We start from the raw sequence: 12,639 nt of genomic DNA, 5'->3' as shown, positions 1-12,639 counted from the left end.
CGGCGGGCTTTTTCTTTGCGGCGGTCAGGCGTCGGCTTCGTTCAACTGCGTCAGGTCGCGCGTGTTCTTCTGCACCGTCACCGCGGCGAACAGGCTCAGCGCGAAGGTCATGCCGTAGAAGCCCTTCTCGCTCAGGCTCAGGCTGTCGGCGTTGAACAGTCCGACGACCAGCAGCGACAGCGCCAGCAGGATCGAGAACCACGACAAGCCGTAGTAGACGACCGTGACGGGAATGCCTTCCGCGCGATCGCGCACGCTCTTCTGCACCGATACGGCGGAGAACAGGCCGTACATCAGCACGGCGAAGTAATAGCCTTTTTCGTTGAGCGCCATGGTGGCGTTCCACAATCCCAGCACGAACGCGCCCATGCCCAACCCCAGGGCCGACCACGAAGCCGCCACGAAGGCGGCGGAAGGCTTGCGAAGATCCATCGATTCCATCCCTGTCGTTATGCGTGCGATGCACGAAGCAAGCGCGACGGCCTGCGCCGCGAGGCGATAACGTGCAGTGCAGGGAAGGGATCGGATAGCCGGAAAAATTCGTGCGACGCGATCAGTCGCGCGCGTCGTCCGCGTCGAGCCACGAACGCGCGTCGTCGGGCAGGCGATGGTCGGGATCGTGTACGCGCAGCATTCGCGCGGGCAGCTGGCTCGAATCGAACAACACCAGGTTGGTGCCGCCGGCATGGACGGATGACGGAAAGAGAATCCCGGCGGCGCCCGCATCCAGCGCCAAGTCGCCGAGCACCCAGCTCGGCGGTTCGCTGCGTTCGTCGAAGGCGAGGCGGCGCCAGTTGCAGGCGTAATCGGCCCAGATCGGCTCCCAGCGACCGCTTTCGAAACCGCCGGCGAAATCGACCACCGTCAGCGGCCCGACGAGGAACGTCACCAGCGTGCCCGGCGGCAGCAGCCGTTCGTGCTGGCGGTATTCCTCCACCGCGGTGATGGCGTCCTTCGACAGGTACAGCGCTTCCAGGCCCGGCCGGTTGAAGCGCCCGCCCTTGCGCGCCGCGCCCGCGCCGGACGTGGGCGCATGCGACCAGCGCGGGACGATGACGCGGTACAGCGCGTCGCCATCGCCCAGCGTGCGCAGGATCATCCGGTGGCGCCGCCGGCGATCGACTCGATGTAGTCGATCACGACCTGCGCCTTGCCCGCCTGCACCAGTGCGTCGGCGGTGAGGTAGTCGAATTCGGCCAGCGGATCGTTCATGAACCAGAAGATGGCGCGCGTGCGATCGCCACCGGCGGCATCTTCGGCAGCGGCGATGACGCGCACGACGTCGCGCAGGTATTGCTGGAGGTGTTCGTTCTGCGGGCGCGCGGTCGGCGTGTTGCGGCTGACCCGGGCGCGTTCGGCCAGGCTCTGGACCTGCAGGCCGAGCGCATCGCCAATGCGGCGCGGCGAGAGGTAGACCTGGTCGGGCTCGCGCAGGGTCTCGGCGAGGCTCGCACGGGGTTTCATGACGGCGTTCATGGGGAACTCCGGTCGATACATGCACGAATCATGCACGAAATGCGCACGGATTTCCAGCGCGGTCCAGGGGCGCGCTCAAAGAAAAACCCGACAGCATGGGCTGCCGGGTTCCATTCCGCCGGGAGGGGTTGGCGGAGATCGTTGGAAAAGAAGAGCTAAAGGAGAGAGATCAGCGGATCCGCGATGACGCGGGAATCATTTGGCGCTCGGCTTCGAAGCGGCGGCCGTGGCGGCCTGCACGGTCTTTTCGACCTCGCCCTGCACGCCGCGGGCGGCGGCTTCGAACTGGGACTTCGCCAGATCGGTGATCGCGCCCTGGGTCTTGAGCGTGCGGCCGAACACTTCCTGGCCGGTGGCGACGCCGCGCTCGAAATTCTCGCGGGCGACCTGCGAGCCCTTCGGCCACAGGTTCTTGAAGCCGTCGAAATCGCGGATTTCAGCCGCTTCGCCGAGGAAGGCGAAGGTGGCGTTGACGCGGTCCTCGATCGCCGAAAGCTGAAGGCCGAAGACGGCCTCGGCGTTGTCGAGGGCCAGGCGGTTGACCTGTGCGGCCGTGTCCGCGAACTGGCGCGTCGCGGCGGCGAACTGTTCGTTGAACGGCTGGTACATGGTGGTCTCCAGGCAATCCGGGGAGGGGAGGGAGTTCGGATTGTGCGGTGCAGCATAACCGAGGTCTTGTTGCGGTGCAACACGCGGCGGCACGGGACTCAGGTCCCATTGGGGGAGTTGAAGTCCGGTGGCAGAATCCCGCTGCAACGGGCTCTGCCCGCGCAGGATCGCCAACCAGGATGACCGGACGATGATGCAGGCCCGCCTCCCCTCCACGCCGCGCTGCCGGGGGCTGATGGCCCGCTTGGCGGTCCTCGTTGCCGTCCTGCTCGGAGCGGTCGCATCCCCGGCCATCGCCCAGACCGCGGCCCCGGATCCGGCCACCCCGGCCAACCCCGCCCATCTCCCCTGCGTCGGCCTGGTGCTCGGCGGCGGTGGGGCGCGCGGGTCGGCCCACGTCGGCGTGCTCAAGGTGCTCGAACGCGAGCGCATCCCGGTCTGCAAGGTCGCCGGCACCAGCATGGGCTCGATCGTCGGCGGCCTGTACGCCACCGGCTACACGCCGGCGGAGATGGAAAACCTGATCGACACCATCGACTGGGCGGACATGTTCGTCGACGACCCGCCGCGGCCCGGCCAGCCGATGCGCCGGAAGGACGCCGATTTCCGCTACCTGCTCGACCTGGAGATCGGCTACGTCGACGGCCGCGTCGTGCTGCCGGTCGGCATCGTGCAGGGGCAGAAGCTGTTGATGCTGATGCGCCGGCTGACGATCTCGACCTGGAACGTCAACGACTTCGACCAGCTGCCGATCCCGTTCCGCGCCGTCGCCGCCGACATCATCAACGGCGACAAGGTGGTGTTCGAAGACGGCGACCTCGCGCTGGCGATCCGGTCGAGCATGTCGGTGCCGGGCGCGTTCGCCCCGGTGCGCGTGGGTGACCGCCTGCTCGTCGACGGCGGCATGGTCGACAACGTGCCTGTCGATGTCGTGCGACAGATGGGCGCCGACCGCCTCATCGTCGTCGACGTCGGCTCGCCGCTGCACAAGGAAGAGGCGCTGACCAATCCGCTGGTGATCATGGACCAGATGATCTCGGCGCTGATGACCGAGAAGACCGAGGCGACGCTCGCCACGTTGCGCCCCGACGACGTGCTCATCCGCCCGGAACTGGGCGACATCACCGCGGCGGAATTCAACCGCGGTGCCGAAGCCATCGCCATCGGCGAACGCGCGGCCGAAGCGGCGCTGCCGCGGCTGCGCGCGCTGTCCGTGGACGAGGCGACGTACGCCGCCTATCGCGAGCGCCAGCGCAAGCGCGATTTCGATCCGAAGCTGGTGGCGTTCCTCGACGTCGTTGAAGGCCGCTCGCCATCGGCGACGCGCGAAGTCGAGCGTGCCGTCGCGCCGAACCTGGACGAGCCGTTCGACGCGGAGCGTCTGGAGAAGACCATCGGCACGGCGTACGGCGACGGCCGCTTCCAGCAGATCGACTACCGCCTGGTCGAACGCAACGGCGAACGCGGCCTGCAGATCATTCCGGCGGAAAAACCATGGTCGGCGTTCGGCAAGCTCGGCTTCCAGCTGGACGACAACTTCAACGGCCGCAACAGCTACATGGTCTCGGCGGAGCTGACGTTCAACGACGTCAATACGTTGGGCGCGGAATGGCGCAACGTGCTGCGACTGGGGCGCATCACCGGGCTGCTGTCGGAGTTCTACCAGCCGCTGGGCGAAACCGGCGCGTTCTACGTGAAGCCCGCGCTCGAATTGCGCAACGAATCCTTCCCGCTGTGGATCGAGGACGCGCAGCTCGCCGAATACCGCGTCAACCGGCGCCAGGTCGCGGTCGAAGCGGGCTGGTCGCCGCAACCGGAATGGCGCGTCAGCGCAGAGCTGGTGGCGGGCAAGGATCGCGGCGACCTGCTCATCGGCAATCCCGCCGACTTCACCAGCAGCCAGGAGAAATACGCGGGCGTGTTCTACAACGCGACCTGGGACACGCTGGACAACATCAACTTCCCCACGCGTGGCCTGCGTGTCAGCGCGGACGTGGAGACGTACCACGACGTCGCCGGCGCGAACGTCGAAGGCAATGTCGCGCGACTCACCGCCGACTGGGCGCAGGCCTGGGGGCGCTACCACCTGCTGCTCGGCGCGCACCTGAGCAGCGCGCTGGAGAACGACAGCTTCTTCCAGACGCAGGGATTCCTCGGCGGCTTCCTCAACCTGTCCGGCTTCGACGAACGCGCGCTGTTCGGTACGCAGACCGCACTCGCACGCGCGGTGATGTACCGGCGCACCGGCAACACGAGCCGGTTGTTCTCGTTGCCGATGTTCGTCGGTGCGAGCCTGGAAACGGGCAACGCGTGGGCGACGAAGGAGGACGTCGACGCCGACGACCTGATCCTCGCCGGCAGCCTCTTCATCGGGTTCAGCACGCCGCTGGGGCCGATGTTCCTGGCCTACGGCGGCAATGATGCGGGCGAGAACTCCTGGTACCTCACGTTCGGATCGCTGCTGCGTCCGCAGGTGAAGTGAGGTTCGCGAGCGCGCGTGCGTCGCGCGCCCGCTGGACGCATCAGGGCTTGTAGTGGCAGCCCGACGTGCAGGTCTCGTGCACGACGACTTCCGACAGCAGCGGCAGCGACGGCTTCAGGCGATCCCAGATCCACTTGGCCAGCACTTCGCTGGTCGGGTTTTCCAGGCCTTCGATGTCGTTGAGGTAGTGGTGGTCCAGTAGATCGTAGAGCGGCTTGAACGCCGCCTTCAGATCGGAGAAATCCATGACCCAGCCGTAGTGCGGGTCGATCTCGCCCTCGACGTGGATCTCGATGCGGAAACTGTGCCCGTGCAGGCGCGCGCACTTGTGGCCCTCGGGGACGTTGGGCAGGCGGTGCGCGGCTTCGAGCGTGAAGGCCTTGAAGATTTTCATGCGCGCAGTGTACCGCCGGGCCGCCGCCGTGGCGGTGCGACGCTTGCGGCCGCAGCGGCATCCAGAAGGAGAAACCGCCCGGGATTGCCTGCCATGTCGAAGCTGCTGCGCGTTGCCGCCGTATTGCTCCTGTCCACCTTCGCCGCGCAGGCCGCGCCGGTTCCGCGCGAACGTGTGGACGCCGTCGCCGATGCGATCGCCGCGAACTACTTCGATGCCGCGCGCGGCAAGGCGATCGCCGACGACCTGCGCCGCGACGCGGCCAGCGGGACGTTCGATGCGCTCGCACCGCAGGCGCTGGCCGAGACGCTGACCGCACGGCTGCGCCCGCTCGACCGCCACTTCCGCGTGCGCTGGGAAGGCGGCGTCGGCTCCGCCGCGCCGACGCCGGGCCCGCGCCGCCCGCCGCCGCCGGCGAACCACGGCATCGCCGTCGTGGAAACCCTGCCGGGCGACATCGGCCACCTTCGCCTGAGCCAGTTCGCGCACTTCGAGTTCGACGACGCCAACGCGCCGGAACGCGTCGCGATCGACGACGCACTCGCCAGGCTGTCGGGCACGCGCGCGATGATCGTCGACCTGCGCGGTTGCCGCGGCGGTTCGCCGAGCATGGTCGGCTACCTCGCCAGCGCGTTCGTCGAGCCGGGCGCGAACATCTACAACACCTTCCACACGCGCACACAGACCTTGAGCGAAGCGCCCCGGATGCCGTACGCGACGCCGCGCGCGCAGGTCCCGCTGTACGTGCTGGTCGATGGCGGCACGGCGTCGGCGGCGGAGTCCTTCGCCTACACGCTGCAGGGCGCCGGGCGCGCGACGGTGGTCGGCGAGCGCACCGCCGGCGCGGCGAATCCCGGTGCGATGATCGACATCGGCCAGGGCTTCAGCGTGTTCGTATCGGACGGCTCGCCGGTCAATCCGGTCACGCGGAGGAACTGGGAGGGCACCGGCATCGCGCCCGACGTCGCCGTCGCCTCCGACGACGCGCTCGACAAGGCGCTGCAGCTGGCGCGCGCCTCGCGCTGAACGACGCAACGGGTCTTACACGCAAAGTTCGCAACGGTGAACGAAGCCTTGCGCCGGATCGCGCGCATATCGCCGATTTCACGCGGCGATACGCAGGGGCGCAGAAAGCTGTCGGCACCTTTCCAACGGAGCCACGACATGAAGATCCGTACGCACACCTCGCTGTTCGCCGCCGTGTTCGGCGCGGCCGCGCTGGTCGCCGCGGTCCCGATGTCCGCCATGGCGCAGGACCGCACCCAGACCGAGGCCGAAGAGGAAGGCGATTCCGCCCAGCCGGTCAACGACACCTGGATCACCACCAAGGTGAAGGCCGACCTGATGGCGACCTCCGACGTCCCGGGCACCACGATCGACGTCGACACCACCAATGGCGTGGTGAAGCTGTCGGGCAACGTCGACAGCAAGGCGCAGCACGACAAGGCGATCTCGGTCGCCAAGGGCATCAAGGGCGTGAAGAGCGTCGATGCCAAGGGCCTGGCCGTCGCCAAGGGCGGCAAGAAGTAACCAGCACGGGTAGGGCGGCCCTCGGGGGCCGCGGGCGACGAACGCCCGGGTGTCCGCACCCGGGCGTTTTGTCGCCGGCAAGCAGGAGAACCAGCATGGCGACACAGAAGAAGCCGGCCTCGAAGGCTGATGCCACGGCGGCGAAGCAGCGCAGGATCCAGGCGCAGGTCGAGGCGAAGGAAGCGACCAAAAAGAAGGCCGCGAAGAAATCCGCATCGAAGAAGAAACCCGTGCAGGCCGGGACGCGCAAGCAGCCGGAGAATCCGCTGCCCGCGCAGAACCAGAAGAAGCCCGGACTCGAACACGAACTCGATCCGCGTCCGCGTTACGAGGCGCCGGATTACCAGGGCAGCGGAAAACTGCAGGACAAGGTGGCGCTGGTCACCGGCGGCGACTCGGGCATCGGTCGCGCGGTCGCGGTGCTGTTCGCGCGCGAAGGCGCGGACGTCGCGATCGTGTACCTCAACGAACACGAAGACGCGGAGGAAACGCGCGCCGCCGTCGAGAACGAAGGCCGGCGCTGCCTGCTCATCCCGGGCGACGTGAAGGACGCGACGTTCTGCGACGGCGCGGTCGCCGCCACCGTGCAGGCGTTCGGCGGGCTCGACGTCCTGGTCAACAACGCGGCCTTCCAGATGCACGCGCAGTCGCTGGAAGACCTCACCGACGAACACCTGCAGGAAACCCTGCAGACCAACATCGGCGGCTATTTCCACATGGCGCGCGCCGCGCTGCAGCACCTGCCGCGCGGCGGATGCATCATCAATTCCGGCTCGGAAACGGGCCTGTTCGGCTCCAAGCAACTGCTGGACTACTCGGCGACCAAGGGCGCGATCCACGCCTTCACCAAGTCGCTGGCGAGCAACCTGCTCGAACGCGGCATCCGCGTGAACTGCGTCGCGCCGGGCCCGGTGTGGACGCCGCTCAATCCAGCCGATCGCTCGGCGAAGGACGTCGCGAAGTTCGGCGAATCCAGCGACATGGGCCGCCCCGCGCAGCCGGAGGAAATCTCGCCGGCCTACGTGTTTCTGGCCTCGCCGGTGTGCTCGTCGTACGTCAACGGGATTGTGCTGCCGGTGATGGGTGGGCCGATGGGGTGAGGCGGGCCGCCTGCGCGATGTTGCCGCGCAAAGGTCATGGGCACTTTTCCTCGTCATTCCCGCCTTCGCGGGAATGACGGTGATGTGGTTTGCTCAGTCGGGAGTGCCCTTGCGTTTCGGGCCTGGGTCCCGGCTTTCGCCGGGATGACGGCCGACTGTTGCCGCCATGAGAGCGCCCGGGCGACGCGGGCCTGAGCGAACGGCTGCCCACCCTCAACCGCCCTCATCCTCCGCCACCTTCCGCTCCCGAAGCCGCGCCAGCGCGGCTTCCTCTCGCGCGCCCATGATCATCTCCGCGAGCCATTTGACCAGGATCGCCTGGTAGGCCTTCTGCGCGGATTTCTGCGAGAACGCGTGGTCCGCGCCTTCGATCACGCGCCGCGTCAGCGAACGCGTGTTGTGGAAGGCGTTGGCGTAGTTGTCGATCACCGGATGCGGCACCACCGTGTCGTGTTCAGCCGCGACGAGCAGCGCATGGTTGCGATACGCCGCGCACGCGCGCAGCACCGCGTTGTCCTGCCAGTCCAGGCGGCGCTTGCGGTATTGGACGAGGTCCGTGTCGATGTGCAGCTGCAGCTTCGGTCGTTCCCATCCCTCGTCCATGTAGATCGCCGGGGAACGCAGCGCGAGCCAGCGCACCGGACGCTGCGCCGTCATCAGCGCCGCGAGATAGCCGCCGTAGCTGATGCCCACCACCGCGATCGCATCGGGATCGACGTTCGGCCGTGCCGCGAGCCAGTCGTAGGCGGCGAGCAGGTCGGCGAGGTTCTGCGGGCGGTTGACCTTCTCCCAGTGGCGCGCGGTGCGCTCGTGCCCGCGCAGGTCGAAGGTAAGGCAGACGCAGCCGATGCCGGCCGCTTCGCGCGCGCGCACCAGGTCGTGTTCCTGGCTGCCCCCCCAGCCGTGCACGAACAGCACGCCCGGCAACTTCGAAGGCGGCGAGAGCACGGTGCCGCTGATGCGCTCCTGCTCGACCGCCAGTTCGATGGTTTCGAGGCTAACGTCCATGCGCATCGTCCTGCGCGTCGAGCATGGCGTACTTCGTCATCGGGCCCACGTTTGGATCATCGCCGCGGAACGACACCTGCGCGCCGAGCGGAGGGTCCACCAGTTCGTGGAATTCGTGCGTGGACACGTGCACGCGCGACAATAGCGGATCGCGATGCATCGCTTCCAGCGCGAGGATTTCCGCCGGCGTCGCGCCGCCCACGCGCCAGGACTGTTCGAGCACGCCCGTGCGCGGAACGCCCGACGGGTCCACACCGAGGGCCACGTCGTAATTGCGCCGCGACGCGAAGAACGCCGGATACGCGTGCGACACTTCCGCGTCGTAGCGGATCGCGCAACGCAGCACGCGGCGTTCGGCTTCGTCCTCCAGCGTCGCCAGCAGATCGTTCAGGTCGCCGCGGATGCACGCGAGCGACGAGCCGCCGTACACCGCCACGCCCGAACGGCTGCGTGTGAGCCGCTGCATGCCGAAGTACGCGATGCGGTGCGGACCGACCGCGACGGTGCCGATGCTGTAGGTCTTCACCGGCTTGAGGTTGAGTTCGACCACCGCGCCCACGCGCGCGAGCGAGTGCGGATCCAGGTGCGCGAGCGCGGCCTCGAGCGACTTGCGATCGGTCGCGACCGACTGCCCCAGCCCGCCGATGCCATCGGCGCGCTTGATCCGCGCCGGCAGGCCCTGGTCGAGCAGCGTGCGCGCCGCGCGGCCGACATCCTCCACGCTGAAGGCCGCAAAGCCGGGCAGGGTGACCTCGTCCAGTGCGAGGCCGAGTGCGTCCGACCAGCCGTCCGGTTTCGCGCGCGCCCCGTCGACCAGCGGATGCGTGATCGTTTTCGTGGCGACGAACTCGTGCGGCACCACGCCGCCCAGCAGCGCGTGCGGGCCGGTGATGCCCAGTTCGCGTGCGTCCGACGCCAGCAGCGTGACGTCGGGGACGAACAGCGGTGGCGCGTCGTAGCGAACGCCGTCCGCGTGCACGCCGCCGTACTCGAATCCGAGCAGCGCGGCGAGACGTTCGCCGATCCAGCGGCCGGTGGCCGCCTCGTGTTCGCTGCGACGATCGCGCCACAGCAGTTCCACCACGCAGCCGGAACCGTCGGCGCAGGGCGCGCGTCCGGTGTCGGGTGCGGTCGAGGTCCAGACTCCGCCGGCCGCCATCGTGCGGTCAGTCCGGTGCCTTGGCGGGCACGAACGGCGACACGGGATCGCTCGCCGGGAAGGTTTCCTCCAGCGCCTGGTCCTGGTTCTCGCTTTCGTGCTGCTTGCGCTTCTCGCGGTCGCGGGCGTCTTCGGGTTTGCCCTGCGGCGTCTTCTTGTCGTCGTGCAGCGGCGGGTCTTTACGATCCTGCGACATGGCTTGCCTCCGAGCGTCGGTGTCGGTGTTGCATCGACGATACGACCGCGCCCGGGTAACGCTGCGTGATGGCGCGCGGGGCGTGCAGAAGTCACGCAATCGCGCTGTTCACGTGGATTTTCCCGGCCCCGGCGGATGGTTTCGTCGCGGCGATCCGCCGCGCGACGGCGCAGCGTATGAACTGGCACGCGAAGTTCGCCAAGGCCGCGGCCCGCTGGACCGGCAACGCGTCGTGCTTCGGCCTGGCGGTGCTGATCGTGGTGGTGTGGCTGGTGAGCGGGCCGCTGTTCGGCTTCAGCGACACGTGGCAGCTGGTGATCAACACCGGCACGACCATCATCACCTTCCTCATGGTGTTCCTGATCCAGAACACGCAGAACCGCGACACCGAAGCGATGCAGATCAAGCTGGACGAGCTCATCCGCGCGACGCGACTGGCGGAGAACACGCTGCTGGACCTGGAGGAACTCGACCAGGCCGAGCTGGACCGCATGCGCCAGCGCTACGAGGAACTCGCGCGGCTGGCGCGTGAACATAGCGAGACGCGCAGGCGCGGCTCGGCCGTGCACGAGGATGCGCGCAAGGCACGCTCCGCACAGCGGGAACAAAGCGACGACGGCGATCGCGGCCCGGCACCGCGCACGGAGTGACGCGAGCGCTCAGCGCCAGGCGCTGCCGACCTGGAAGTAGAGCGTTTCGTCTTCTGGGCCCCAGGCGTAATCGACGCCCGCGTAGAGGCCGAGCACGCTGGCGATCTTGTAGCGCACGCCGGCGCCTTTCGCGACCTGGCTCGGCGCTTCGCCGAAATCGTTGTGGCGTCCCCAGGTGCGGCCCGCGCCGATGAAGCCGATCAGCGCCCAGCGCGGCGTGGTGTTCCAGCGCAGTTCGGTTTCCAGCGTCGCCGCGCGCGTGTCGGCGTAGCGCGCCGAGCCGACGCCGCGCAGGTCGATGAAAGGCAGGCGGTAGAACGGGATGTCGCCGTTCGCCCAGCGCACGTCGGCGCGGCCGCCGAGCACGAAGCGGTCGCCGCCCAGCGGCAGGTACGCGAAGACGTGCGAGCGGTAGCTCTGGAACGTGGTGTCGCTGCCGAGTGCATCGTCGTAGAAGTTGCCTTCGATCTGCCCGAGCCAGCCGCTGTTGGGCGTGAAGGTGTTGTCGCGCTGGTCGTACTGCAGCGACACGCCCAGCCCCGAAGTGACCTGCGCACGCTCCTTCGGCGTGAAGCGCTGAGCGTCGTCGTCGACGTCGAAGCTCAGGTCCAGGTCCATGTACGTCCACGACACGCCGAGGTAGAGGCTCTCATCGCCCAGGCGCCGCGCGATCTTCTGGAACGAGACCAGCCCGTCGGCGTTGTAGCCGATCGCCAACGGCTCGGTGAAACGCCCGGGCGTGTAGAAATCGAGGTTCACCGACGCCTTCGCGACGCCGCCGGTGTAACGCCAACGATCGTCCTTGAAGTGCAGCATCGCGCCGCCGCCGTAGGCATGCGTGCCGTTCTCGGTCTTCATCGCCATGCCGCCGAAGATGTTGGGCGGCACGAGTTGCTGGCGGCCATCGTCGGTCGTGCGCGTCGTCGCGGCGCCGGCGGGGCGATGGAAGAACACCGCCGCCAGCCCGCCGCCGTAGCCGACGGCCGGATCGCTGATGACGATCGGCACCGGCAGGAAGCCCTTGTGGTCGAGCAGCCAGCGCGACATGTCGAACTTGCCGTCCTTCGGATCGTGGAGCAGGGCGCGCATGCCCGGCTTTTCGGCGGGCAGTGCTTCGGCGCGCGGTTCGTCGCGCGCCTGCGATGTTTCCGCCTGCGATTGCGCCGCGGCGCCGCCGCAGCCCAGCGCGCCCGCGAGCACCAGGGCGCACGTCGTCGCCGGGCGTCGCATCAGTGCTCCGGCACGAGGAAGGTGACCACCAGCCGCACGCCCCAGTCGGGACCGCCGCGCGGCGCATCGGCATAGCCGCGAAGGCCGCCGGCGAAGCTCATCGTCTGTCCGCCGATGCGCGTGACCTTCGAGTACACGACGTTGATCGGCACCGTCCACTGCTGGTTTTCCCAGTCGTAGGTGGATTCGGAATTGAACGTCAGCGTGCGCCCGCCCGGGAACTGCCGCGCGAAGAACGGTTGCAGGAACGTGTTGCTGATATCCGGATCGTTAGCAGAACCGCCGACGGACCAGATGTGGTTGGCGAGCGTGCCGACCGTCCAGTGCTTGCCCTGCCGCAGCACCAGCACGCTCGGGCCCGCGCCCCATTCGTCCGCGCCGAGCAGGTCGTTGCTGGCGGTGGGCAGCAGGAACACCGGCCCGACGCCCCACGTCACGCCGCCTGCGGTGGGTTGCTTGGGCGAGAAGAAGAACGTCGGCGTGATGTCGCCCAAGCCGAACTGGCTGCCGGATTTGCCGGCGATGTCGTCCTGGTAGATCACCGGCGCGATGACGCGCGTGATCAGGTTCCATTTCTCCGATAGCGACGCGGGGATCACCGGCTGGATGTTGAGCGTCTGCTTCGTGCCGTCCTCGCTGCCGTAACCGAAATCGGCGTTGTACTGCAGCGGGACGCTGATCATCGAGGCGACGGGATTGGACAGCTTCTTTGCCAACTCGTCGGCGCTCTCGTCCGCGAGCGCCGCGACGGGCGCCGCGATGGCGGCGAGGAAACAGGCGGACAGCACACGCGTGCGGAGCATGC

General features: G+C 68.2%; 15 protein-coding genes. 5 read left to right on the top strand and 10 right to left on the bottom strand.

Annotated elements, in window-relative coordinates:
- Window positions 1-24: 24 nt before the first annotated feature.
- From yiaA to LA521A_RS17115, 4 genes are all read right to left on the bottom strand, one after another.
- Window positions 25-432, bottom strand: a complete 408-nt coding sequence (gene yiaA, locus LA521A_RS17130) for an inner membrane protein YiaA (RefSeq protein WP_281780049.1) — start codon at window positions 430-432, stop codon at window positions 25-27.
- A gap of 121 nt (window positions 433-553) precedes the next feature.
- Window positions 554-1,099: an RES family NAD+ phosphorylase gene (locus LA521A_RS17125; RefSeq protein WP_281780048.1), complete on the bottom strand. Its 546-nt coding sequence runs from the start codon at window positions 1,097-1,099 to the stop codon at window positions 554-556.
- A complete protein-coding gene (locus tag LA521A_RS17120) occupies window positions 1,096-1,476 on the bottom strand; it encodes a hypothetical protein (protein ID WP_281780047.1) in 381 nt (126 codons plus the stop codon). The genes LA521A_RS17125 and LA521A_RS17120 overlap by 4 nt, the downstream gene beginning before the upstream one ends.
- A gap of 195 nt (window positions 1,477-1,671) precedes the next feature.
- Window positions 1,672-2,259 carry a phasin family protein gene (locus LA521A_RS17115; RefSeq protein WP_281780046.1) on the bottom strand — a complete coding sequence of 196 codons (588 nt, stop codon included), beginning with the start codon at window positions 2,257-2,259 and terminating at the stop codon, window positions 1,672-1,674.
- 16 nt (window positions 2,260-2,275) lie between these two features.
- Here LA521A_RS17115 and LA521A_RS17110 point away from each other — a divergent pair, with 16 nt between their 5' ends.
- The gene (locus LA521A_RS17110; protein WP_281780045.1) at window positions 2,276-4,567 is read left to right on the top strand and encodes a patatin-like phospholipase family protein; all 2,292 of its coding nucleotides are present in this window, start codon (window positions 2,276-2,278) and stop codon (window positions 4,565-4,567) included.
- Between the two features lie 40 nt (window positions 4,568-4,607).
- On the opposite strand, the gene queD is transcribed toward LA521A_RS17110, so the two are convergent.
- Window positions 4,608-4,961 carry a 6-carboxytetrahydropterin synthase QueD gene (gene queD, locus LA521A_RS17105; protein WP_281780044.1) on the bottom strand — a complete coding sequence of 118 codons (354 nt, stop codon included), beginning with the start codon at window positions 4,959-4,961 and terminating at the stop codon, window positions 4,608-4,610.
- Between the two features lie 93 nt (window positions 4,962-5,054).
- On the opposite strand from queD, the gene LA521A_RS17100 reads away from it, so the two are divergent.
- From LA521A_RS17100 to LA521A_RS17090, 3 genes are all read left to right on the top strand, one after another.
- On the top strand, window positions 5,055-5,987 hold the full coding sequence (locus tag LA521A_RS17100; RefSeq protein ID WP_281780043.1) for a S41 family peptidase: 933 nt from the start codon (window positions 5,055-5,057) through the stop codon (window positions 5,985-5,987).
- Window positions 5,988-6,197: 210 nt separating this feature from the next.
- Complete coding sequence (locus tag LA521A_RS17095) at window positions 6,198-6,491, top strand: BON domain-containing protein (RefSeq protein ID WP_425494609.1); 294 nt, start codon at window positions 6,198-6,200, stop codon at window positions 6,489-6,491.
- A 95-nt stretch (window positions 6,492-6,586) separates the two neighbouring features.
- Complete coding sequence (locus LA521A_RS17090) at window positions 6,587-7,591, top strand: SDR family oxidoreductase (RefSeq protein WP_281780041.1); 1,005 nt, start codon at window positions 6,587-6,589, stop codon at window positions 7,589-7,591.
- A gap of 213 nt (window positions 7,592-7,804) precedes the next feature.
- Here LA521A_RS17090 and LA521A_RS17085 read toward each other — a convergent pair whose 3' ends face one another.
- From LA521A_RS17085 to LA521A_RS17075, 3 genes are read right to left on the bottom strand one after another with little or no spacing between them, the layout of a single operon-like run.
- On the bottom strand, window positions 7,805-8,599 hold the full coding sequence (locus LA521A_RS17085) for an alpha/beta hydrolase family protein (protein ID WP_281780040.1): 795 nt from the start codon (window positions 8,597-8,599) through the stop codon (window positions 7,805-7,807).
- Window positions 8,589-9,758 carry a DUF3182 family protein gene (locus tag LA521A_RS17080; protein ID WP_281780039.1) on the bottom strand — a complete coding sequence of 390 codons (1,170 nt, stop codon included), beginning with the start codon at window positions 9,756-9,758 and terminating at the stop codon, window positions 8,589-8,591. Before LA521A_RS17080 ends, LA521A_RS17085 begins: the two co-directional genes overlap by 11 nt.
- Before the next feature lie 7 nt (window positions 9,759-9,765).
- A complete protein-coding gene (locus LA521A_RS17075) occupies window positions 9,766-9,954 on the bottom strand; it encodes a hypothetical protein (RefSeq protein WP_281780038.1) in 189 nt (62 codons plus the stop codon).
- Between the two features lie 176 nt (window positions 9,955-10,130).
- Here LA521A_RS17075 and LA521A_RS17070 point away from each other — a divergent pair, with 176 nt between their 5' ends.
- Window positions 10,131-10,604, top strand: coding sequence for a low affinity iron permease family protein (locus LA521A_RS17070; RefSeq protein ID WP_281780037.1), 474 nt, complete (start codon window positions 10,131-10,133; stop codon window positions 10,602-10,604).
- Between the two features lie 9 nt (window positions 10,605-10,613).
- Here the strand turns inward: LA521A_RS17070 and LA521A_RS17065 are convergent, their stop codons facing one another.
- Window positions 10,614-11,834, bottom strand: coding sequence for a BamA/TamA family outer membrane protein (locus LA521A_RS17065; RefSeq protein ID WP_281780036.1), 1,221 nt, complete (start codon window positions 11,832-11,834; stop codon window positions 10,614-10,616).
- A complete protein-coding gene (locus tag LA521A_RS17060) occupies window positions 11,834-12,637 on the bottom strand; it encodes a transporter (RefSeq protein WP_281780035.1) in 804 nt (267 codons plus the stop codon). Before LA521A_RS17060 ends, LA521A_RS17065 begins: the two co-directional genes overlap by 1 nt.
- Window positions 12,638-12,639: the final 2 nt, after the last annotated feature.

This window comes from Lysobacter auxotrophicus (genome assembly GCF_027924565.1).
Classification (GTDB): Bacteria; Pseudomonadota; Gammaproteobacteria; order Xanthomonadales; family Xanthomonadaceae; genus Lysobacter_J; species Lysobacter_J auxotrophicus.
Note: the sequence above shows the minus strand (reverse complement) of the source record. Positions and strands in the feature narration are given on the sequence as shown.

What these genes read in the sequence shown, in the direction of transcription:
- LA521A_RS17100 (WP_281780043.1), top strand. Translation starts at nt 5,055, where the DNA reads ATGTCGAAGCTGCTGCGCGTTGCCGCCGTATTGCTCCTGTCCACCTTC.
- LA521A_RS17110 (WP_281780045.1), top strand. Translation starts at nt 2,276, where the DNA reads ATGATGCAGGCCCGCCTCCCCTCCACGCCGCGCTGCCGGGGGCTGATG.
- LA521A_RS17075 (WP_281780038.1), bottom strand. Translation starts at nt 9,954, where the DNA reads ATGTCGCAGGATCGTAAAGACCCGCCGCTGCACGACGACAAGAAGACG.
- LA521A_RS17095 (WP_425494609.1), top strand. Translation starts at nt 6,198, where the DNA reads ATGTCCGCCATGGCGCAGGACCGCACCCAGACCGAGGCCGAAGAGGAA.
- LA521A_RS17070 (WP_281780037.1), top strand. Translation starts at nt 10,131, where the DNA reads ATGAACTGGCACGCGAAGTTCGCCAAGGCCGCGGCCCGCTGGACCGGC.
- LA521A_RS17125 (WP_281780048.1), bottom strand. Translation starts at nt 1,099, where the DNA reads ATGATCCTGCGCACGCTGGGCGATGGCGACGCGCTGTACCGCGTCATC.
- yiaA (WP_281780049.1), bottom strand. Translation starts at nt 432, where the DNA reads ATGGATCTTCGCAAGCCTTCCGCCGCCTTCGTGGCGGCTTCGTGGTCG.
- LA521A_RS17085 (WP_281780040.1), bottom strand. Translation starts at nt 8,599, where the DNA reads ATGGACGTTAGCCTCGAAACCATCGAACTGGCGGTCGAGCAGGAGCGC.
- LA521A_RS17065 (WP_281780036.1), bottom strand. Translation starts at nt 11,834, where the DNA reads ATGCGACGCCCGGCGACGACGTGCGCCCTGGTGCTCGCGGGCGCGCTG.
- LA521A_RS17060 (WP_281780035.1), bottom strand. Translation starts at nt 12,637, where the DNA reads ATGCTCCGCACGCGTGTGCTGTCCGCCTGTTTCCTCGCCGCCATCGCG.
- queD (WP_281780044.1), bottom strand. Translation starts at nt 4,961, where the DNA reads ATGAAAATCTTCAAGGCCTTCACGCTCGAAGCCGCGCACCGCCTGCCC.
- LA521A_RS17120 (WP_281780047.1), bottom strand. Translation starts at nt 1,476, where the DNA reads ATGAACGCCGTCATGAAACCCCGTGCGAGCCTCGCCGAGACCCTGCGC.
- LA521A_RS17080 (WP_281780039.1), bottom strand. Translation starts at nt 9,758, where the DNA reads ATGGCGGCCGGCGGAGTCTGGACCTCGACCGCACCCGACACCGGACGC.
- LA521A_RS17090 (WP_281780041.1), top strand. Translation starts at nt 6,587, where the DNA reads ATGGCGACACAGAAGAAGCCGGCCTCGAAGGCTGATGCCACGGCGGCG.